The sequence below is a fragment of the Nonomuraea sp. NPDC050556 genome (assembly GCF_044457355.1).
In the GTDB taxonomy this organism is placed as follows: domain Bacteria; phylum Actinomycetota; class Actinomycetes; order Streptosporangiales; family Streptosporangiaceae; genus Nonomuraea.
The window spans coordinates 1,121,875-1,141,116 of record NZ_JBITGU010000001.1 but is presented as its reverse complement, the minus strand read 5'-3'; the positions used below and the strand labels follow the sequence as shown (position 1 = coordinate 1,141,116).

Below are 19,242 nucleotides of genomic sequence, written 5' to 3'. Positions count from 1 at the left end.
GTAGCTAGGCGTGCTCGCTTCGCTGGGCGAGGCGGTGACGCTGCCCGGCGTGCACGTCGCTCACCCATTCCCAGCCCGGTTTGGCCGAGGGGCCGATCCGCGGGTCGCTGGGGTCCTTGCCGTCGCGCAGCGCGATCACGTACGCCCTGTCCTGCTCGATCCGCGCGTGCACCTCACCAGCTCCGCCGACCGACCCGTGGCCGGGAACGACAGCGCCGACGTTGCCCGCCACGCCCTCCAGCAGCCGCAACGCGGTGAGGTAGTCCTCGATCGGGTCTGCGGTGCCGTTCAGGTCGAGCATCGGAACCAGGACGTCGGAGAGCATGTCGCCGGCGACGAGAACCCCGAGCTCTTCGATGAACAGCGCCGCGTGGCCGGGAGCGTGCGCTTGGTGCTCGATGATCCGGACCTGCGGGCCGTCCCACGGAAGCTCCGCCGTACCGGCGGGCAGGGCAGTGATGAGGCCATACAGGTCCAGCGGGACCTTTCCGGCGATTTCCGTCTCGAGCAGGTGGGCGGCGATCTCGTCCTTCGCGCCCGGGTCGGACAGTTGCTCCCGGACGGCGGTCGCGCATCGGGCCGTGCCGTACCGGGGAGCCGTGCCGAAGCGGGGGTGCCAGAGCAGGTGATCCCAGTCCGGATGCGTCGAGAAACCCGCCACAACGGTCTGCCCCAGCTCGGACAGGTCGGTGGCGAGGCAGGCCATTTCGTGGTCCTGCACCCCGGGATCGATGAGCAACACGCCGGTACGGCCCCGCACGACGATCGCGTTGCTCTGCACGAACTCGCTCTCGTGCACCAGCACACCCTCTGCGACCTGCTTCAACATGGTCTCGCCTCCTTCGCGTCTTGGAGGGCGTAGCGGTGCATCGTGACGCCCTGCTTGAACGATCGCTGCTCGATCAGATCGAGGTCGATCGGCATGTCGTAGTCGTCGAACAGCGGCCTGCCGAAGCCGAGGATCGCGGGGTGGGTCCAGAGCAGCAGCTCGTCGAGCAGGTTCGCCCGGAGGAGCTGCGTCGCGAGCGCCGCGCCGCCCACGCTGATGCCGCCGTCGGTCCCGGCCCTGAGGGCGGCGAGCTGCTCGATCGCGTCGTCGCCGCCGATGATCCGGGTGTTGTGGTCAGCGGTGCGCCGAGTGCGGGAAACGAGCACCTTGGGCTTGGCCGTCCAGAGCTCGCCGTATTCGTGCATGAAGTCCGGCAGTGAGGCGTCCTCGTGCGCTCGTGGCCAGAACTCCTCCATGACCTCGTAGTAGACCCGGCCGTGGACCATGAGTGCGAGCGCTCGCGTCTGGGCGTTGGCCTCGCGGTGCAGTTCCTCGTCGATGCGCAGCCACTCGCCGGCGCCGTTGTCTCCGGGAACCTGCTCGATCCGCAGGTCGAGGGACACCTGCATCGAATAAACGAAGCGTCCCATCATCCCCTCTTCCCTAGTGCTTGCATTTTGCAATCACTATAGTGAGGGCGAAATGCCTGTCAAGGAGGGAATCGTGGAACCACGGTCCGGGTGTCCGATCAACGCCGCCGTCGAGGTGCTCGGCGATCGGTGGACGTTGCTCGTGCTTCGCGACGTCATCTTCGGCGACCGGCGCTACTTTCGGGCGCTGCTCACCGGGTCGATCGAGGGCATCGCGTCGAACATCCTCGCCGACCGCCTCGTACGGCTCGTCGAGGCGGGACTCCTCACTCGTGGTACGGCTGCGCGGGGGCAACGCGCTCGCTACAGCCTCACTGAAGCCGGTATCCAGACTCTTCCGATCATTTACGCCCTGGGGAACTGGGGCCTGGACTGGCGCTCCGGCAGCGACGAGCTCCGCATCAGGCAGCAGGTGATGCGGGATGAGGGTCCGGCGTTCATCGAGGACCTCATGGACGACCTCCGCGTCCGCCACCTCGACGCCCCGCCGAAGCCGCGCGACGGCCCAGGTCCACTGGAACGCCTCGACGCGGCTTATGCGGCGGCCGTCAAGCAGGAATCCGTCGATTGACGGGCCTGTGGGTGGTTACGGGCAAAGCGCTTTGGCGGGCTACAGGCAAGGCCGTTGGTTGGCTATGCCAAGGCCTTTCGGTGGCCGTCCATTGTCGGAGTGGGCATGTGCCCACTAGAGTGGGCACATGCCCACTTCACCTTCGGAGCAGTCTCACCAGGCCAGACAGATCGCCGAGTCGTTCGGCATAGACCCGGAACGGTACGACCGCGCCAGGCCCCGCTACCCCGCCGACCTGATCGACCAGATCGTCGCGAAGAGCCCAGGGAAGAGCGTTCTCGACGTCGGGATCGGCACCGGGATCGTGGCCCGCCAACTCCAGGCCGCAGGGTGCACGGTCCTCGGCGTGGAACCCGATGCCCGCATGGCCGAGTTCGCCCGTAAGGGGGCCGAGCCCACCGTCGCCCAGGAAGGCGGGGTCGAACCTGGGTCTGCCGCGACCGATTTCGCGCTGCGGGGTGGCGGGGCGTGGACGGATGGTCTCTCGCGGGGCGAACGGGATACGGGCGGGACCGATCTCACACCTCACGGTGAAGCTGGCCATGTTCTGGCTGGTGGGGTTGAGGTTGAGGTGACCACGTTCGAGGAGTGGGAGGCGGCTGGGCGCACCTTCGACGCGGTGGTCGCCGGGCAGACGTGGCACTGGGTGGAGCCGGTCGCTGGGGCGGTGAAGGCGGCCGCGGTCCTGCGAGCGGGAGGGCTGTTGTCGGTGTTCTGGAACGACGGCAGGCCCTCCGATGAGTTGGCTGAGGCGTTTGCCGCTGTTTATCGACGGGTGCTGCCGGGCTCGCTGGCTGAGCGGATGTGGGCGGCTGGGTCGGTCGGGTACGGGGCGCTGTGCGACAAGGCGGCCGAGGGGATTCGGCAGGCGGGAGGGTTTGCGGAGCCTGAGCGGTGGCGGTTCACCTGGGAGCGGGTCTACACGCGGGATGAGTGGCTTGATCAGCTACCTACCACCGGCGCACACACCCGGTTGACGCCTGAGGTGATGGACGAGGTGTTGGCTGGTGTTGGTGCCGCCATCGACACCGTTGGTGGCAGCATCGTCGTCGGCTATACGACGCTCGCGGTGACTGCTGTGCGCGAGTGATGGTGGTCTCAGCTCGTCGGAGAAGATCGGACTTACAGGCGTGTGGACCAACAGGCCTGGGGCGGGCGGGCCCGTGAGCGGGGCCAGGGCCTGGGGCGGGGCTGGGGCGGGGCTGGGGCCAGGGCGGTGGACCGGGTCCGGGCACGGGCCGGGCCGGGCTGGGCGACGCGACGGGCTGGGCCGGGCTGGGCGACGCGACGGGCCGGTCAAGGCGACGGGCGGAGCCAGGAGGTCGGCTAGACGATCGGCCGGGGACAGAGCGGGCTGGGGGCGGGCTGGGCCAGAGCGGCTGGCCGGGGTCTGGGGGCCGAAGTCTGGGGGCGGGGCCGGAGGGCTTGGGAGGGCTTGGGAGGGCTGGGCGTTTAGAGTGCGTTCAGACAGTGCGTCGCGGTTTCGGTGGAGCTGGGTGGCTGGTTGTGAGCTGGTCAGGTTGGGCGGCGGCAGCGCCGGATGAGCAGGGTCACCCCGGCGACCAGGAGCGATACCGCCGGGCCGATCAGCAGGGCCGTGGGACCGCTGCTTGGGATGAGACGTCCGCCGAGGTAGCCGAGCCCGATGGTGCACGTGACGAAGATGACCTCCGAAAGGAAGACGGCGAGCAGGAAACTGCGGAACGGCAGGCCGAGGATCCCTGCGGTGATCGTGCCCATCGCCCTCCCTCCTGGGACGAAGCGGACGCCGATCACGGATGACACTCCGTACCGCTGGATGTGGTCCGTCATCCACGCCCACGTCGAGCTTCGCCTGGGGCTGCGGGACAGCCATGTCGTGGCACGTCCGCTCCACCTCCTGCCCACCCCGTAGACAGCCAGATCGCCCACAACCGTCCCGAGCAGGGTGATCGTCGCCAGTGTCGGGAGATGGAGGCCGCCCGTAGCGGCGAGCGCGCCCGCACCTGCCAGCAGTGCGGAGTTCGGGATCATGGGTGGGATGGTGACGAGAAGGACGAGCGCGTAGAGGTGGAGCGCGCTTTCCATGCCGCCCAGACTCCCAGCCCCGCTAACACGGCGGCAACGGCCGCGCCCCAGACCCAGGGGAATCTCCGAGATCACCCTTAGGGGTCTGCCGTGGGATCACAGACGGGCCGGATGGACGCAGGCGTTGAAGGCAAGGCGCACCCACCGCTACTCGGCGGGATCGTTGACGAACCGCCACCCCCGCTTACGGCGGGCGGGGTGAGCTGTGGTCCAGACACCCCTGGGGTGGTCGTCGTGGGGAACCCAGGTGAACGGCTGCTGCTCGTCCATCTCAGGATCGACGTCGTCGTCCCAGGGGAGATTCCCCTTCGTGTCCGGCCAGACCATCTGCAGAAACGGCGGCAACGGGGTGCCCTCGTAGAAGCTGTACACCGAGCCCCGCGTCCCGAACAGCGAGATCCGCCAGCTCGGATGCATGGCCCTGATCAGCACGGACACCCCTTTGAGCATGCCCTCCCTGCTCTCCCCGTCCGCAACGCCCCGTCCGTCCCGAACCTGCTCGCCTATCCCCTCCAGGCAAGACCACCGCAGATCGTCGTTCAGACCGAAGATCACCACCTCCGGATGCCGGAAGGTGTGCCACAGGCCCACGGTGTAGGCCCAGCCAGGGGCCGAGTCGTCACCGAAGACGTCGTTGACGCCCCAACCGGAACGCCGCACGTACTTCACCATGTGAAGCTGGAACCTGGTGAAGCGCTCGTCGACGCCGCGGCCACGGCAGACGATGCACCGACATTCCCCGTCCATGAGCACCATGGGCAAGGACGGTAGCAATACCCCGCCGAACATTGATCAACACCGCGCACGCACCTAGGGTCGGGACCCGTGATGAGTAACGTGCGACGGCTAGCAGCCGTAACGACTACCGCCCTTGCGCTGGCGCTGGCCGGAGCTGGTACGGCGAGTGCCAGCGGCTACACCTACGTCCGCTCCTACTTCCCCGCCAACTCCACCACCCTGGCGCAGTGCAACGCCGACGGACAGGAGTACGCCGACGGCAGCACCGGCTACTACTGCCAGTACTACCCCAGCAGCTGGCAGACCCACACCCCCCACTACGAGCTCTACGTAGGCCCCTGACCCTCAGGCCCGCTGGATGCGGTCGTTGAGGTGGTGCCGCGCCGACTCGACGTCGACGACCGTGTCCGCCACCAGGGTCGCCGTCAGCTCGGCACACGCCTCGGCTGCGGCCCTGGCGCGGGGCAGCATCAAGTTCTCGTAGGAGCGGACAGCCGCGTCCAGGTCGTCGTGGCTGATGATGGCGGTGGCCAGGTCGGTGCCGTCGAGCATGGCGAGGTTGGCGCCGATCCCGTACGGCGGCATGAGATGGGCGGCGTCCCCCAGCAGGGTCACGCCGGGAACGTGGTCCCACCGGTGCCCGACCGGCAGGACGTACAGGGGACGGTTGACGAAGTCGCCGTCGGCCTGCCGGATGAGGTCGAGCAGGCCGTCGTGCCAGCCCTCGAACACCTCCAGCAGGTCGACGCGACTGTCCGCCGGGGCGGGAAGTCCGGCGTAGACGCGGATGTGGCCCCGGCTGTTGCGTTGCGCGGACAGCATGAGGCGGCCCGACTTGGCGGCCAGCGTGCCGTTGCCGACCATGAGCGCCACCTCGGGATGCCGGTCGGCGTCGAGGAAGGTCTCGACGAGCAGGTCCCCCGTGTAGATGGGGGTCGCGGTGGAGAGCGCCGGGCGGATCCGTGACCAGGTGCCGTCGGCGCCGATCACGAGGTCGAAGTCCTCGGTCAGCGCGTCGGCCGAGGTGACCGGGTGTCCCCAGCGGATGGTGTCCGGTGCGAGGGCGTCGAGGAACAGGTCGCGCAGCTGGCCCCGGTCGATCTCGGGCGCGTTGCCCGCGCCTTCCACGGGCAGCTCGTGGTGGATCAGCGCCCCGGTATAGGGGTCCAGGCCGCGCATCTCCTGACCTTCGGGGCGGGCCACGGCGCTGAACTCCTCGAACAGGTTCGCCGCGCGCAGAGCGGCCTGGCCGGTGTCCACGTGCAGGTCAAGCATGCCGCCCTGCCACCGCGAGCGAGGCGAGGCCTCGCGCTCGAAGACGGTGACCGAGCGGCCGTGCTGCTGCAGGGTGCGGGCGCAGGCCAAGCCGCCGATACCCGCGCCGACAATAGCAATATTTGGTGAAGTCATGCCAAAAGCGTATCGGATAAAAAAGTGTACTGACTACCCTTTTTGAGTGAATGCTTCCAAGGCGTCCTCTGAAGGGGTCACGCCGATGCCCGGACCGTCGGGGACGGCGATGGAGTCGCCGTCCAGCACGACAGGGTCCGTGGCGGAAATGTCGCCCGGCAGGGTGAAGCCCGGCAACGCGGCCAGGGCCAGGTTGGCCGCGCGGCCCAGCCCGGTCTCCAGCGTCCCGCCGCACCACACCGGCACGTCGGCCGCCAGGCAGAGGTCGTGGATCCGGCGCGCCTCCAAATACCCGCCCACCCGTCCGGGCTTGATGTTGATGATCGAGCAGGCCCCGGCGCGCAGGGCGGCGATCGCGGCCCTGGCGGAGGTGATCGACTCGTCCAGGCAGATCGGCGTCTCCATGCGAGCGGCGAGCATGGCGTGCCCGTGCAGGTCGTCGGCGTCGTACGGCTGCTCGAGCAACGCCAGCCCGTAGGCGTCGAGCCTCGCCAGGTGCCGAGCCGAGGCCGGGGTGTAGGCCATGCTGGCGTCGGCGGTCAGCATGAGCCCGCCGCCGAACGTCTCCCGCACCACCCGCACCGGCTCCAGATCCCACCCCGGCTGGATCTTCAGCTTGATCCGCGCGTACCCCGCGCTCACGTGCCGATCCACGGTGTCCAGCAGCGAGTCGAGCGAGTCGGCGATCCCCACGGACGCGCCCACCTGGACGCTCCGCCGTACCGCGCCCAGATAGGACGCGAGCGACAACCCGCGAGCCCGCAGCACCGCGTCGAGCACGGCCATCTCCATCGCCGACTTGGCCATCGGCTGCCCGCGCAGGTGCGCCAGCGCGGGCGCCACCCCTGCCGGGTCGAGGTCGGGCACGGCGAGGAGGGCGGGCAGCAGGAAACGCCGGATGACGTCGGCCGCCCCCTCCAGGTATTCGGCGCTGTGGGTGGGTTCGTCGTCGGCCACGCACTCACCCCAGCCCTCCTCGCCCAGAGAGCCCGTCACCCGCACGAGCAACGACCTCCGCACGGTGGTGCGGAACGTGCGCAGCTCGGCGGAGACGATCCTCACGCCGCACGCTCCAGCACGTAGAAGCCGTCCTTGGTGAAGGCGGAGATCCGGTAGCCGGAGGCGAGCGCCCCGCCCAGCGCGTCACGCACCACGGCACGCCACCGCCTGGCCTCGGCGGGATCCTCCCGCCGCAGGTGCGAGATGTCGGACGGCGTCCCGCAGTGCAGTACGGCGGCGCCGTCAGGAGGACGCACCACGCCGGCAGAAGAGACGATCACCACGGGCGGGTCCAGCGGAAGGGGCGCCGCGGCCACCGGGGATACCGGCCAGTGGACGAACAGCCGGTCAGAGGCGTCCCCGTCGTTGATGCCGTCCGTCAGAGGTCCGTAGAAGTCCGGCACGTACTGCGACACCCGCGCCCCCAGCCTGGTCAGGTTGAGATGCGCGTTGCGCCGCACCAGCGGGTCGAAGGTCCAGGAGACGAAGGTCAGCCCGCGCGAAGCCGCCCACGACCGCTGGTGCGCCTTGATCGCCTGCCCGATCCCCCTCCCCTGCATCTCGGGCGCCACCCCGGCCACGTGGGAGTGCAGCCCGCCGCCCGCGGCCAGGAACCCGGAGGCCACCCCGACCAGCACCCCGTCGAGGAGCGCCCCGCCGACGTAGCCGCCGGTGTGGGCGAACGCGCACATGAGGTCCACCGCCAGCGGCGGATCCTCGCCCGCCTTGGTGTTCCACACGCGGCGGAGCAGCCGGTCGGCTTCGAGGATCTGGGTGGTTCCGTGCAGGGTGCGGAGTTCGACCATGGGCATCAGCATCGCGCCGGACCCTGGGCCGGGGCGTTGGCGTGGAAGCCGAACTTCACGCGACGCCCTTTGTCGCCAGGCGCAGTTGGAGGGCGAGCACGAGCCGCACGTCCGGCTCGTCGAGCGCGATCAGCTCGCCGATGCGGCGCAGCCGGTACCTGAGCGTGTTGGGGTGCAGCGACAGCGTCTCGGCCGCCTTGGGCACGTCGTAGTGCGCGGCGACCCAGACGCGCAGGCTGTGCACGTAGTCGGTGCCGTGCCCCGCGTCGTGTTCCGTCACCCGCGACAGCGGCTCGCCCAGCAACGACGGGCTGGTCCGCATCGAGGTGGCCACGTCCATGAGGAACATCGCGGCGGAGAGCTCCTCGTGCGCGCCCACCACCCCCAGGCCGTACGGCCCGCACATCGCGCGCAGCGCCTCCTCGGCCTGCCTGGCGCTGACCGGCGCAGAAGCGACCGACGGCACGCTCCTGCCGAGCCCGGCCCGCCAGTGACCGCCGAGCCGGTCGGTGATCTGCCCGAGCGTGTCCGCGGTGATGCGCCGCAGCAGCGGCGCTCCGGCGTCGGCCGCGACGACGGCGTAGGTCCTGCCGTCGACCGCGCCGACGGCCGCCCTGATCCGATAGGCGGCATAGGCCGTACGCAGCAGATCCCCCGCATGCGTGGCGGCGAAGACATCGGTGCCGTCACGGGCGCCGATCGCCACGACCGCGACCGGCTCGTCCTGGCGCAGCCCGAAGGAGGTGGCCAGCTCCCCCACGGGTCCGACCCCGCGCAGCAGCCAGCCGAGCCACTCGTCCCTGGTCCTGCGCGCCTTGTCGGCCGCCAGGCTGATCCGCGCGAGGTGCGGCGCCGCCGACTGAGCTGCCTCGGCGAGTACGGCTGCCGCGTCCGGTTCGAGCGGCTTGTCGCCTTCGATGGCCCAGATCGTGCCCAGCGCCTCGCCTCTGGCGCGGACCGCGATCGCCAGGCGCGGCAGGAACTCCTTCGGCTCGACGCTCCACACCGCCTCGTCCGAGCGCAGCACCCCGGCGTACTCCTCGGCGTGGGTGGGATGCGCGGGCACCCGCCTGCCCAGGATGCCCTCCCTGCGCAGCTCGTCGATGCGCTGCCCGTCGATCGTGGAGTAGGCCAGGACGCGCATGGCGAGGTCCTCGATCGCGACCGCGCCGCCGACCCGCGCCGCCACCTGGTTGGCCAGCGCGAACAGGTCGGCCGCCTGCGCCTCCCCCAGGTCGGCCGCCGGGCCGACGACCGCGAGCAACGCGTCGACCAGCGCGTAGAGCTGGCCCCACGACAGCCCGGGAGCGGCCGCGAGCAGCGCGACACCCGCGCGTGAGGCCGACTCAGCGAGCAGTTCTGGATCGCCGATGCCGGCCCGCACCACGACGGCCGCCGCACCCGCTTCGGCTGCGCGCTCCAGCAGCGCCGGGTCCGGTTTGCCGGTGACCAGCAGCAACGCGCCGTCGAAAGCGGTCATCGGCTCGTCCGAGCCGTAGATGACGGGCGCGCCGACCAGCGTCTGGCGGCCGGACGGCACGCTGAGCGCGCTCACCGTCTCGGCGCCGAGGCTGTCCAGCAGCACGCCGAGCGTCACCCGGCCGCGCGCGCTCATCGCCCCGACCGCAGCAGGCGCCCGTGCCGCCCGCCGGTGAACTCGCCGCCGTCGATCACCACGCGCCCGCCGAGCACCACGAACTCCACCCCGGCGGGCCGTATGTCCGGGATGTCGTAGGTGCCCTCGTGCCGGATCGCCGCCGGGTCGAACACGCACACGTCGGCGACCGCGCCGGCGCCCAGCCAGCCCCGGTCGGCCAGCCCGAACTGGGCCGCGGTCGCCGAGCTGACCTTGCGCACCGCCTCGGCCATCGGCACGACGGAACGGTCACGGACGTAGGAGCCGAAGAAGGTGGGGAACGTGCCGTAGGTCCGGGGATGGGTGGGGCCGCCGGGCGCGTCGTTGTCCGACCCGATCGACACCAGCGGGTGCCGCATGATCCGCGCCACGTCGTCCTCGTGCATCGTGTGGAACACCCCCATGGCCTGCGGGTCGGCCATGAGCAGGTCGCACAGCGCGTCCCAGCCGGACAGCCGCTTGCCGTACCCGAGAAGCTGCACGTCCGAGGGGTCCTGCGCGACCTCGCGCCAGATCCCGACGCCCGTGCCCTGGGCGGGGTCCTCGGCGAGGGCGCGCAGAGCGGCCCGCTGCGCCGGGTCGGCGAGCCTGCGCAGCAGCTCAGCCTCGCCGCCCTCGCACGCGGCGGGCGGCAGCAGCGCGACGAGCAGCGTGCAGAACGCCTGGTAGGGGTAGACGTCGGCGCGCAGGTCCACCCCGCGCGCCCGCGCCGCGACCAGCTTGTCCAGCAACATCGTCGAAGCCCCGTGTACGGCGCGGCCGGACGCCTTGCAGTGCGACACCTGCAGCCGGATCCCGGCGCCGAGCGCCACCTCGATCGCCTCGTCCAGCGCCCCGGCCAGCCCCTCGCTCTCGCTGCGCATGTGCGTCGCGTAGACGAGGTTCCACCGCCTGGCCACCCGGGCCAGCGCGACCAGCTCCTCGGTGTCGGCATAGGCGCCGGGCACGTACTCCAGGCCGCTGGACAACCCGCACGCGCCCGCCTCGAACGCCCGCGCCGCCAGCTCGCCCATCCGCTCCAGCGCGCCGGGCGCGAGCACGGCGTCCAGGCCGCCGACGGCCGTGCGCAGCGTGTTGTGCCCGACGAGCACGGCCAGGTTGTTGGTCGTGCCAGCCGCCTCCACCGCGTCGAGGTAGTCGCCGAAGGAGGGGAAGGTCTCGGGCGAGAACCCGCAGTTGCCCGCGATCTCGGTGGTGACCCCCTGGTAGAGCTTGAACGGCTGCTCGCCGTCCATGAACGGCACGGTGTCGGAGTGGCTGTGCGGGTCGACGAAGCCCGGCGCGACGACCAGGCCGTCCACGTCGACGACGCGGGCCGCTGGCCCCAGGTCGCGGCCGACCGCGGTGACCCGGTCGCCGTCGATCGCCACGTCGGCGGTACGGCCGGGCGAGCCGAACCCGTCGTGGACCGTGCCGCCGCGCAGGATGAGGTCGTGCATGGAGGAAGCCTTCCTGAAGTGAGTCGTGTCCGCTTCGTCCGTTCGTACGAACTTCACGGCACTGCTTTCACCAGCCGCATGGTGTAGTCGTGCGTGGGGTGGTCGAGCACGTCGGCCGTCGGCCCGGTCTCCACGACCTCCCCGTTCAGCATGACCACCAGCCGGTCGGCGACCTGGCGGACCACGGCCAGGTCGTGGGTGATGAACAGCAGGCTGGTCCCGAGGTCGCGGTTCACCGACCGCAGCAGCGCCAGGATGTGCGCCTGCACCGACACGTCGAGGGAGGCCACCGGCTCGTCGCAGATCAGCAGCGCCGGCCGTACGGCCAGAGCGCGGGCGATCGCGATGCGCTGGCGCTCGCCTCCGGACAGCCCGGCCGGCCGCCTGGCGGCGTAGTTGACCGGCAGTCCAACCAGTTCCAGCAGGTCGGACGGGGTGGGACGGTCCTCGGCCGGGCCTTGCGCCGCCGCCTCTGCCAGCGTGGCGCCGATCGACCTGGCGGGGTTGAGCGAGGTGTAGGGGTCCTGGAAGACGCACTGCACCAGGCGGTGCCTGGGCCGGTCGCCGGCGCCGAGCGCGATCCGGCCGCCGCTCGGCGTCACCAGCCCCAGCACGCAGCGGGCGAGCGTGGTCTTGCCCGACCCGGACTCGCCGACGATCCCGACGCTCTCCCCCGCCGCGACGTCGAGGCTGACCTCGCGGACGGCCCGCACCGCCCGGTAGTCCTTGCGCAACCCCTCGACCTTGAGCAGGGTCGCGCCGAACGAACGCGCCTCCCGCTCGGCGTCCGGAGACGCGTCCGCCCGCCGTACGGGAAGCAGGCAAGCCGTCTCCCGCTCCGCGCCGACCGGGCGCAACGGGGGCCGCGCCGATCCGCAGTCGGGGACCGCCTGGTCGCACCGGTCGAGGAAGGCGCACTGCTCCTGGACGGCGTCGGCGCGCGGGACGCCGCCCGGGATCCAGGAGAGCGTGGACAGCGCGCGCAACAGCCCGGCGGTGTAGGGATGCGCGGGATCCGCCCCGATCTCCCGGCCAGGGCCGCGCTCGACGATCCGCCCCGCGTACATCACGGCCAGCCGGTCGCACCGCGTGAAGGCGACCCGCAGATCGTGCGTGATGAGCAGCACCGACATGCCGCGCTCCCGCTGGATCCGGCCCAGAAGGTCGAGGATGTCGCGCTGGATGGTCGCGTCCAGCGCCGTCGTCGGCTCGTCGGCGACCAGCAGCTCGGGGTCGCGGGAGAGCGCGGCGGCCAGCGCCACCCGCTGCCGCATGCCGCCGGAGAGCTGGAACGGGTAGCGGCCGGCCACCGACGGGTCCTCGATGCCGACCTCGCGCAGCCGTTCCCGCACGTCGCCGCCGGACTCGGCGATGGTCTGCCCGGCCGTGCGCAGCGGGTTCAGCATGGCGAACGGATCCTGCATGAGCAGCGCGATCCGCCGCCCGCGCACCGAGCGGAACGCCCTTTCGCCGGAAAGCTCCAGGGAGCGGAACCGCATCGACCCCGACGCGGTGATGCCCCGCGGCAGCAGCCCGACCAGGGCGCGGGCGGTCAGCGACTTGCCGCTCCCCGACTCGCCGACCAGCCCGAAGGTCTCCCCCTCGCCGATCGACAGGTCGACGCCGTCGACGATCAGCCGGGAGCCGTGCCTGATCCGCAGCCCCTCAATCTCCAGCACGCTGCACTCCTTTCGCGGACAGCCGGTCGAAGATCCCGTCGCCGAGCAGGGTGGCTGCGGTCGCGGCGAGGGTGATGAGGATCGCGGGCGCGAGCGACGACCACGGGTTGAGGTCGAGCAGGCGGCGGTTCTCCTCGATCATCAGCCCCCAGTCGGCGGTGCCCGGCGGCAGCCCGATGCCGAGAAAGGACAGCCCGGACAGCGCCACGAGCGCGGTGACGAAGCTCAGCAGCAGGTTGGCCAGGACGGTCGGGGCCAGGTTCGGCAGGATGTGCCGGAACATGATCCGCCGCGACCGCAGGCCCAGCGTCTGGGCGGCCTCCACGTAGGCGAGGTCGCGCTGGGCCAGCACCAGGCTGCGGACCACCCGCACGTCGCCGGGCGCGGCCAGGATGACCAGCGCGACCACCGACCACACGTAGCCGCCGCCGACGATGCCGACGAGCACGATCAGGACCAGCAGGTACGGCAGCGCGATCATCAGATCGGTGACCCGCATGAGGACCGCGTCGATCCACCCCCGGTAATAGCCGGCGACCAGCCCGAGGGCAGCGCCGAGCGCGGTGGTCCCGACCGCGCCCACGACCGGCCCCCACAGCGCGGTCCCCGCACCGGCCAGCAGCCGCGACAGGATGTCCCTGCCCAGCTCGTCGGTGCCGAGCCAGTGCGCGGCCGACGGACCTTCAGGGCCCAGCTCCAGGTTCTGCAACCCCGCGTCGTACGGCGCGGCCAGCGGCCCAAGCAGCGCGGCGAGCACCATCAGGGCGAGCAGCGCCGCCGCGCCCCAGAAGACGATCCGCTGCCTCATGCCTCGATCACCCCGTGCCGCACGCGCGCGTCCACCGCGAGGTAGGCCAGGTCGACCAGCAGGTTCACGCCGACCACGACCGCGCCGCCGAGCAGCACGAGCGCCTGGACGACCGGGATGTCCTTCTGCCCGACGGACTGGATCAGCAGCGAGCCGAGCCCTGGCAGGCTGAAGACCTGCTCGACGAAGACGGCGCCGGTGAGGTTGGCGGCCAGGAGCAGCCCGCCGATGGTCAGGACCGGCAGCGAGGCGTTGCGCAGGGCGTAGCTGACCCAGATCCGTCGGCGGCCGAGGCCGCGCGCCCTGGCGAAGGTCAGGTAGTCCTGGTTGGCCAGGTCGAGCGCCGCCGCCCTGGTCTGCCTGACGACGTACGCCGTCTGCCCGGTCGCCAGCGCGACGGCGGGCAGCGTCAGGTGGGCCAGGTCGCCCGACCCGTACATCGGGAACCAGCCGAGCGCGACGGCGAAGCCGTACAGCAGCAGGATGCCCAGGGCGTACGACGGGACGGACGTGGCGACCAGCGAGACGGAGGTGATGCCCTGGTCGAGCCCACTTCCACCGCGCATGCCCGCGACCAGCCCGGCGGGGATGGCCACGACGAGGGTGAGCACGATCGCGTACCCGGCGAGCCCGGCCGTGACGGGGAGCCGCTCGCCGATCACGCTGCTGACCGGTTCGCGGGAGTAGACGGAGTTGCCGAACTCGCCTTGGATCGCGCCGGACAGCCAGTGGCCGTAGCGGACGACCAGCGGCCTGTCGAGCATGAACTCGGCGCGGATGGCCGCACGGGTCTCCGGGGTGGAGGGCTTGCTGCCGAGCAGCACCTGCTCGGGGCTGCCCGGGGCGGCGGCCAGCAGGCAGAACGTCAGCACCGACAGCACGCCGAGCAGGAGGATCGCGGCGCCGACGCGGCGCGCGAGGAATGCCAGGACCGGCACGTCAGCGGCCCACCGGGCGGATCGCACTGAAGACGTTGAGCGTCCATGCGTTCAACTCGGCGGTGAACCGGTCGCTCAGGGCGTAGCCCTGGTCCGGGTAGTAGAGCGGCACGTAGGGCACCTGGTCGGCGACCTCGTTGAGCACCTTGGTGACGAGCGGGAGCCTGGCCTCGCCCGACATGGAGCTGATCTTGTCGAGGGTGGCGTCGAGCCCGGCCGAGGCGTACATCGCGAAGTTCCAGCCCTGGGGCTTGGCCGACGCCCTGGTGAGCAGGTCGGGCAGGACCTCCGCCGGGTCCGGCGTGCCGTACCCGAGGGTGTGCAGCTGGATGCCCATGCGGTCGTGGTCCATACTGCGCGCCCGGTAGGCGTCCGCCGGCATGTTGTCGATGGTGATCCTGATCCCGATCTTGGCGAGGTCGGCGGCGATCGCCTGCATGATGAGGGTGCCCTCGCCGCCGGAGGCGTACGGCAGGCTCAGGGCGAAGCCGTCCGGGTAGGCGGACTGGGCGAGCTCGGCCTTGGCCTTGGCCAGGTCGTGCGGGTAGGTCCGGGTGACCGGGCTGCCCTTGTCGCCGTACTGCGTCGTGATCTGGGGGCCGGTCAGGAGCGCGTCGGCCGGGGTGCCGTGCCCGCTGGTGCCGAGCTTGACCAGCGCCTCCTTGTCGAGGGCGTAGGCGATGGCGCGGCGGACGTGCACGTCCTTGAGGTATTTGTCGGTCACGTCGAGCGACAGGAAGGCGATCTGGTCGGAGGCGTAGAAGCCGGTCTTCACGCCGGGGATGCCGGCCCACTTGCGCGCGTCGCGGAGCGACAGGTCGGCTGTGCCGTCCACGCTGCCCTGCTTGATCGCCAGGCGCAGCGCCTCGGGGTTGGTGATCGTCTTGAACTCGACCTTGGCGAGCTCCGGCTTGGTCCCCCAGTAGCGGTCGTTGCGCACCAGGGTGACGCCGTCGGTGAGGGAGAACCTGGCGACCTTGAACGGTCCCGTGCCGAGCGTGCCGACCTCCGGGTTGCCCAGGTCCTTGGGGTGCGCCTCGGCCAGCTTGCGCGGCACGACCTGCCAGGCCAGCGCGGCGGTGGCGAGGAAGGCGGTGTTCGGCTGGGACAGCGTGACCCGGACGCCGTCCGGTCCCGTGGCCTTCACGCTCTTGACCAGCGCCACGTAGCTGGCCGCCTCGGAGGCGACCTCGGGGTCGGTGTGCCGCTCCAGCGAGTAGGCCACGTCGTCGGCGGTCACCGGGGAGCCGTCGGAGAACGTCACCCCCTTCCTCAGCCTGAAGTCGTAGACGCCGGGTTCGGTCTCCGTCCAGGACTCCGCCAGCGCCGGGACGACCTGGCCACTCTTGTCCAGGGTCACCGGTCCTTCGAGGACGGAGAACTGGGCGGCGGTCGAGACGTCGAAGCCGTGCGCGATGTCGAGGGTGTGGACCGGAAGGGAGGTGGCCCACACCAGCGTGTCCTTGGATACTGCCGGCTGGGTGCCCGCGCACCCGGCCAGCATCAGTAAGGAGACGACGGCTGCTGCTCTTCTTGCCATGGGGGGTCTCACTTCTCTCGGGGGGTGTTCCCCCTGGCCTGCACGTCCCATGGCGGAAAGCATCACAGCGCGGTCCGCGTTTGCCGTTGGCCCCTACGCAGAAGTTTCGTCCGCCCGGCTAGTCGCGCAGGCCAGGGGGAATGCCGACGGGCGCGGTGCCGATCGGCTGGCGGACGAAGCGCATGTCGCGCAGGCCGTGCGCGCTGATCAGCAGGTCGCCGCCGCCGTCGAGGCGCAGCGTGGCCGACCCCGCCCGCCACTCCCCCGCCGGTCCGGGCGCGACCGTTTCCGCCAGCGTGAGGCCTACCGACAGGACCCCGTCCTCGTGTACGGCCAGCACCCCGAGCTCGTCGCTGAGCCACGACCCCTCGGGCAGCGCGGCGTCGCCGGGCGGGGCGCAGGACGTGAACTCCGTCGGCCACCGGATCGACCCGACGTGCCCCAGCAGCAGCCGCTCGCCCTCCAGCGCCACCCAGTAGCCCCGCGCGTCGCCCTGCCCGTGCCAGCGGCCGTCCTCGCCGAGCGCCAGCACACAGGAGGGTACGGCAGGCCCGCTCATGGCGATCTCGCCCAGGTCGGAGGGTTCGAGCGTCAAGGTTGCCCGGCTCGCCGGGTCCTGCCAGCAGCCCAGGAGCGCCACCCGCTTCTCCTCTCCGTCGGAGCTCAGCACCGGCTGCGGCGCGGGTTCCTGGCCGGTGAGCGCGCGGGCCACGCCGACGCTGCGAGGGACCGGGTCCAGCCCGCTGTGGTTGGTCAGCAGCGCGACGCCCACGCCGGGGCCCGGCAGGTAGACCAGGTTGGAGACGTAGCCGTGCATGCCGCCGGCGTGGCCGTACCCCGCCAGGTCGCCGACCGTCTGGTGGCAGATCCCCAGCGCGTAGCGCAGCTCGGTGCCGTCGGCCAGGACGGTCCGCTCCAGCAGCGCCTCCAGCAGGTCCGCGCCCAGCGGCCCGCCGTCCTTGAGGAAGCCGAACCAGGGGGCCAGGTCGCTGACGCTGGTCACGACGCCGCCGTCGCCGACCGCGCTCTCCTCGCTGTCGGCCCTTCGTCCGGCGCCGTTGTAGCCGTAGGCCATGCGCGGCGCGGGCAGGGAGGTGTCGTCGCGGAAGAAGGTGTCGTGCATGCCGAGCGGGCCGAACAACCGCTCCTTGGCGAACTCGGCCAGCGACTGCCCGCTGACCCGCCTGACCACCACGGCGGCCAGGACGTAGCCGGTGTTGGAGTAGGAGAACTCGGTGCCGGGTTCGAACGTGGTCCTGCGCAGGCGGCTGATGATCCGCATCAGCCTGTCCTCGCTCAGCTCCTTGAACGGGACGCCGGTGAGGGCCTGCAGGGAGTACCACTCGGGCAGGCCGCCGGTGTGCTGCAGGCACTGGCGCAGCGTGACCGGCACCTCCAGGGCCAGCTCGGGCACGTGCGTCCTGACGTCGTCCGACAGGCTCAGCTTGCCGTCCCTGGCCAGGAGGAGCAGGCAGGTCGCGGTGAACTGCTTGCTGATCGAGGCGATGTCGAAGCGGGTGTGCTCGTCGATCGGGACGCCGAACTCGACGCTGGCCGCCCCTCTCGCCGCGGTACGGAGCACCTTGCCGTCGGAGTAGACGCCGACCGCCAGTCCTGGGGCGTCGGGCGAGAGGTCGGCGAGGGCCTGTTCTACCAGCTCAAGATCCATGCTCCCAGTATCTGGAAGCCCGCGGGCGAACTGATTGGCCTGGACGGAAAAGATACGCCCCACCCGCTTGGCGGCCAGGCCTAGCGGCGGCCGAAGAGCGCCATTCTGGCGATCATGGCTTCTGCGGCTAGGTGGTAGCAGACGGTCACGCAGCCCAGCAGCTTCTGGGGTGTGGTGAAGGTGGCGGCGAGCGTCTTGTCGGCGATCCGGCGCACGCCGGGGATCTGCGCGCCCAGTTCGGCCGCCGGGGTGCTGGGCATGTCGATCTCCAGCTCCAGCACCTCGGGCAGCTCCAGCGGCGCCAGCTCCGAGGCGCCGCGCACGGTCTGCGCCGCCGCCTCCCTGATCAGCCGCTGCCCCTCGGCCGGGGAGAGGCTGTCGGCCGCGGTGTGGCCGTGGGCGACCTTGACGGCGACCGTACGCACGCCAGGGAAGGCCTTCTCCGCGACGCCGCAGATGACGTCGTCGCCGGTGAGCAGCCCGATCGGGACGCCGACGGCGGCGGCCTGCAACGCGTTGACCTCGGCCTCGGACACCGGCCTGCCGTTGACCCGCACCTCGTAGAAGTGCGAGGAGTAGGTGTGCGCCAGCACGCCGGGCGAACCGGCCGCCGCGTGGTAGCCGAGGAACATGGCCACGTCGTGCTCGGCCGCCACGCCCTCGGCCATGCAGTCCAGCTTGGGGGTGCCGAAGATCAGGCGGGCGCGGGGGTCGAGCTCCTCGTGCAGGAGGTTGTCCATGGTGCCGTGGCTGTCGTTGATCAGGACGCTGTCGGCCCCGGCGTCGAACGCGCCCTCGATGGCGGCGTTGGCCTCTGCGGTCATCAGGCGTTGCGAGCGCGGATAGCCGTGACCGCCGCGGACGACCTGGTCCATGGTGGCGATGCCGGTCACGCCTTCCATGTCGATGGAGATGTATACCCTCATGCCTTCAGGCTTCCAGCCCGTGCCGTGCCGGGCTTTGTCGCCGAGGCCGAAACCTGGATCAGCGCCTGGGCGGCTTCGACAAAGAACTCCTCCGACGCGTCGTGCACGCCGAGCACCAACCCCTGCCCCAGGCCGGACAGCAGGGCCTTGAGCGCACGGGCCAGCCGCACGTCGCCGACGAGCTCGGCGAAGCGCGCCTCGGTGGAGCGGATCGAGGTGCTGAGCTTGGCCAGCAGCGTCGGGTCGTTGAGCGCGAGGTCGAGCACCCGCGTCTCGAACAGCAGCTCTCCCGCGGCCTCCGGGTCGGCCGACATCCGGCGGAACCTGCGGGCGATCTCGGCCACGACCTCCTCGACCGGCAGCCCGGAGTCGATGTCCGCCAGGTCCAGCGGGCCCGCGTAGTCGTCGACCATGGCCACCATCAGGTCGTTCTTGCCGCCGAACAGCGAGTAGACCGCGCCCGTCGTCAGCCCCGCCAGCTCGGCGATGTCCTCCAGCTTGGCCTGCGAGCCGTACCTGCCGACGACGTCGCGTGCGGCGTCGATCAGCGCCCGCCTGTTGGCTGCCTTGCTCTCAGCTCTCGTCACCACTGATAAT

The 19,242-nt window shown here is 71.1% G+C and carries 19 protein-coding genes; 3 read left to right on the top strand and 16 right to left on the bottom strand.

What is annotated here, in order from left to right:
- Positions 1 to 4: 4 nt before the first annotated feature.
- Both ACIBG8_RS05670 and ACIBG8_RS05665 read right to left on the bottom strand, forming a co-directional pair.
- Positions 5 to 829 carry an MBL fold metallo-hydrolase gene (locus tag ACIBG8_RS05670; protein ID WP_397341352.1) on the bottom strand — a complete coding sequence of 275 codons (825 nt, stop codon included), beginning with the start codon at positions 827 to 829 and terminating at the stop codon, positions 5 to 7.
- Positions 823 to 1,422: a dihydrofolate reductase family protein gene (locus ACIBG8_RS05665; RefSeq protein ID WP_397341351.1), complete on the bottom strand. Its 600-nt coding sequence runs from the start codon at positions 1,420 to 1,422 to the stop codon at positions 823 to 825. The genes ACIBG8_RS05670 and ACIBG8_RS05665 overlap by 7 nt, the downstream gene beginning before the upstream one ends.
- A 70-nt stretch (positions 1,423 to 1,492) precedes the next feature.
- On the opposite strand from ACIBG8_RS05665, the gene ACIBG8_RS05660 reads away from it, so the two are divergent.
- Both ACIBG8_RS05660 and ACIBG8_RS05655 read left to right on the top strand, forming a co-directional pair.
- Positions 1,493 to 1,990 (top strand): winged helix-turn-helix transcriptional regulator, encoded by a 498-nt coding sequence (locus tag ACIBG8_RS05660; RefSeq protein ID WP_397341349.1) that lies wholly within the window; start codon positions 1,493 to 1,495, stop codon positions 1,988 to 1,990.
- 127 nt (positions 1,991 to 2,117) lie between these two features.
- The gene (locus ACIBG8_RS05655) at positions 2,118 to 3,080 is read left to right on the top strand and encodes a class I SAM-dependent methyltransferase (protein ID WP_397341348.1); all 963 of its coding nucleotides are present in this window, start codon (positions 2,118 to 2,120) and stop codon (positions 3,078 to 3,080) included.
- 425 nt (positions 3,081 to 3,505) lie between these two features.
- On the opposite strand, the gene ACIBG8_RS05650 is transcribed toward ACIBG8_RS05655, so the two are convergent.
- Both ACIBG8_RS05650 and ACIBG8_RS05645 read right to left on the bottom strand, forming a co-directional pair.
- Positions 3,506 to 4,057 (bottom strand): DedA family protein, encoded by a 552-nt coding sequence (locus tag ACIBG8_RS05650; RefSeq protein WP_397341347.1) that lies wholly within the window; start codon positions 4,055 to 4,057, stop codon positions 3,506 to 3,508.
- A 147-nt stretch (positions 4,058 to 4,204) separates the two neighbouring features.
- The gene (locus ACIBG8_RS05645; protein ID WP_397341346.1) at positions 4,205 to 4,813 is read right to left on the bottom strand and encodes a DUF4262 domain-containing protein; all 609 of its coding nucleotides are present in this window, start codon (positions 4,811 to 4,813) and stop codon (positions 4,205 to 4,207) included.
- A 72-nt stretch (positions 4,814 to 4,885) separates the two neighbouring features.
- On the opposite strand from ACIBG8_RS05645, the gene ACIBG8_RS05640 reads away from it, so the two are divergent.
- Positions 4,886 to 5,137, top strand: a complete 252-nt coding sequence (locus ACIBG8_RS05640; protein WP_397341345.1) for a hypothetical protein — start codon at positions 4,886 to 4,888, stop codon at positions 5,135 to 5,137.
- A 3-nt stretch (positions 5,138 to 5,140) separates the two neighbouring features.
- Here the strand turns inward: ACIBG8_RS05640 and ACIBG8_RS05635 are convergent, their stop codons facing one another.
- From ACIBG8_RS05635 to ACIBG8_RS05580, 12 genes are all read right to left on the bottom strand, one after another.
- Positions 5,141 to 6,205: an FAD-dependent oxidoreductase gene (locus ACIBG8_RS05635; protein WP_397341344.1), complete on the bottom strand. Its 1,065-nt coding sequence runs from the start codon at positions 6,203 to 6,205 to the stop codon at positions 5,141 to 5,143.
- A 33-nt stretch (positions 6,206 to 6,238) separates the two neighbouring features.
- Complete coding sequence (menC, locus tag ACIBG8_RS05630) at positions 6,239 to 7,267, bottom strand: o-succinylbenzoate synthase (RefSeq protein WP_397341343.1); 1,029 nt, start codon at positions 7,265 to 7,267, stop codon at positions 6,239 to 6,241.
- Entirely contained in the window at positions 7,264 to 8,022 is a 759-nt protein-coding gene (locus tag ACIBG8_RS05625; RefSeq protein WP_397341342.1) for a GNAT family N-acetyltransferase, read from the bottom strand. The genes menC and ACIBG8_RS05625 overlap by 4 nt, the downstream gene beginning before the upstream one ends.
- A gap of 43 nt (positions 8,023 to 8,065) precedes the next feature.
- Complete coding sequence (locus ACIBG8_RS05620) at positions 8,066 to 9,625, bottom strand: PucR family transcriptional regulator (protein WP_397341341.1); 1,560 nt, start codon at positions 9,623 to 9,625, stop codon at positions 8,066 to 8,068.
- Positions 9,622 to 11,085, bottom strand: coding sequence for an amidohydrolase family protein (locus ACIBG8_RS05615; RefSeq protein ID WP_397341340.1), 1,464 nt, complete (start codon positions 11,083 to 11,085; stop codon positions 9,622 to 9,624). The genes ACIBG8_RS05620 and ACIBG8_RS05615 overlap by 4 nt, the downstream gene beginning before the upstream one ends.
- Before the next feature lie 53 nt (positions 11,086 to 11,138).
- Positions 11,139 to 12,764, bottom strand: a complete 1,626-nt coding sequence (locus tag ACIBG8_RS05610; RefSeq protein WP_397341339.1) for an oligopeptide/dipeptide ABC transporter ATP-binding protein — start codon at positions 12,762 to 12,764, stop codon at positions 11,139 to 11,141.
- Positions 12,751 to 13,572 (bottom strand): ABC transporter permease, encoded by an 822-nt coding sequence (locus tag ACIBG8_RS05605; protein WP_397341338.1) that lies wholly within the window; start codon positions 13,570 to 13,572, stop codon positions 12,751 to 12,753. Before ACIBG8_RS05605 ends, ACIBG8_RS05610 begins: the two co-directional genes overlap by 14 nt.
- Positions 13,569 to 14,510 (bottom strand): ABC transporter permease, encoded by a 942-nt coding sequence (locus ACIBG8_RS05600; protein WP_397341337.1) that lies wholly within the window; start codon positions 14,508 to 14,510, stop codon positions 13,569 to 13,571. The genes ACIBG8_RS05605 and ACIBG8_RS05600 overlap by 4 nt, the downstream gene beginning before the upstream one ends.
- 1 nt (position 14,511) lies before the next feature.
- A complete protein-coding gene (locus tag ACIBG8_RS05595; protein WP_397341336.1) occupies positions 14,512 to 16,050 on the bottom strand; it encodes an ABC transporter substrate-binding protein in 1,539 nt (512 codons plus the stop codon).
- A gap of 118 nt (positions 16,051 to 16,168) precedes the next feature.
- A complete protein-coding gene (locus ACIBG8_RS05590) occupies positions 16,169 to 17,719 on the bottom strand; it encodes a serine hydrolase domain-containing protein (RefSeq protein WP_397341335.1) in 1,551 nt (516 codons plus the stop codon).
- A gap of 80 nt (positions 17,720 to 17,799) precedes the next feature.
- Positions 17,800 to 18,645, bottom strand: a complete 846-nt coding sequence (locus ACIBG8_RS05585; RefSeq protein WP_397341334.1) for a M55 family metallopeptidase — start codon at positions 18,643 to 18,645, stop codon at positions 17,800 to 17,802.
- Positions 18,642 to 19,232, bottom strand: a complete 591-nt coding sequence (locus ACIBG8_RS05580) for a TetR/AcrR family transcriptional regulator (RefSeq protein ID WP_397341333.1) — start codon at positions 19,230 to 19,232, stop codon at positions 18,642 to 18,644. The genes ACIBG8_RS05585 and ACIBG8_RS05580 overlap by 4 nt, the downstream gene beginning before the upstream one ends.
- Between the last annotated feature and the right edge of the window lie 10 nt (positions 19,233 to 19,242).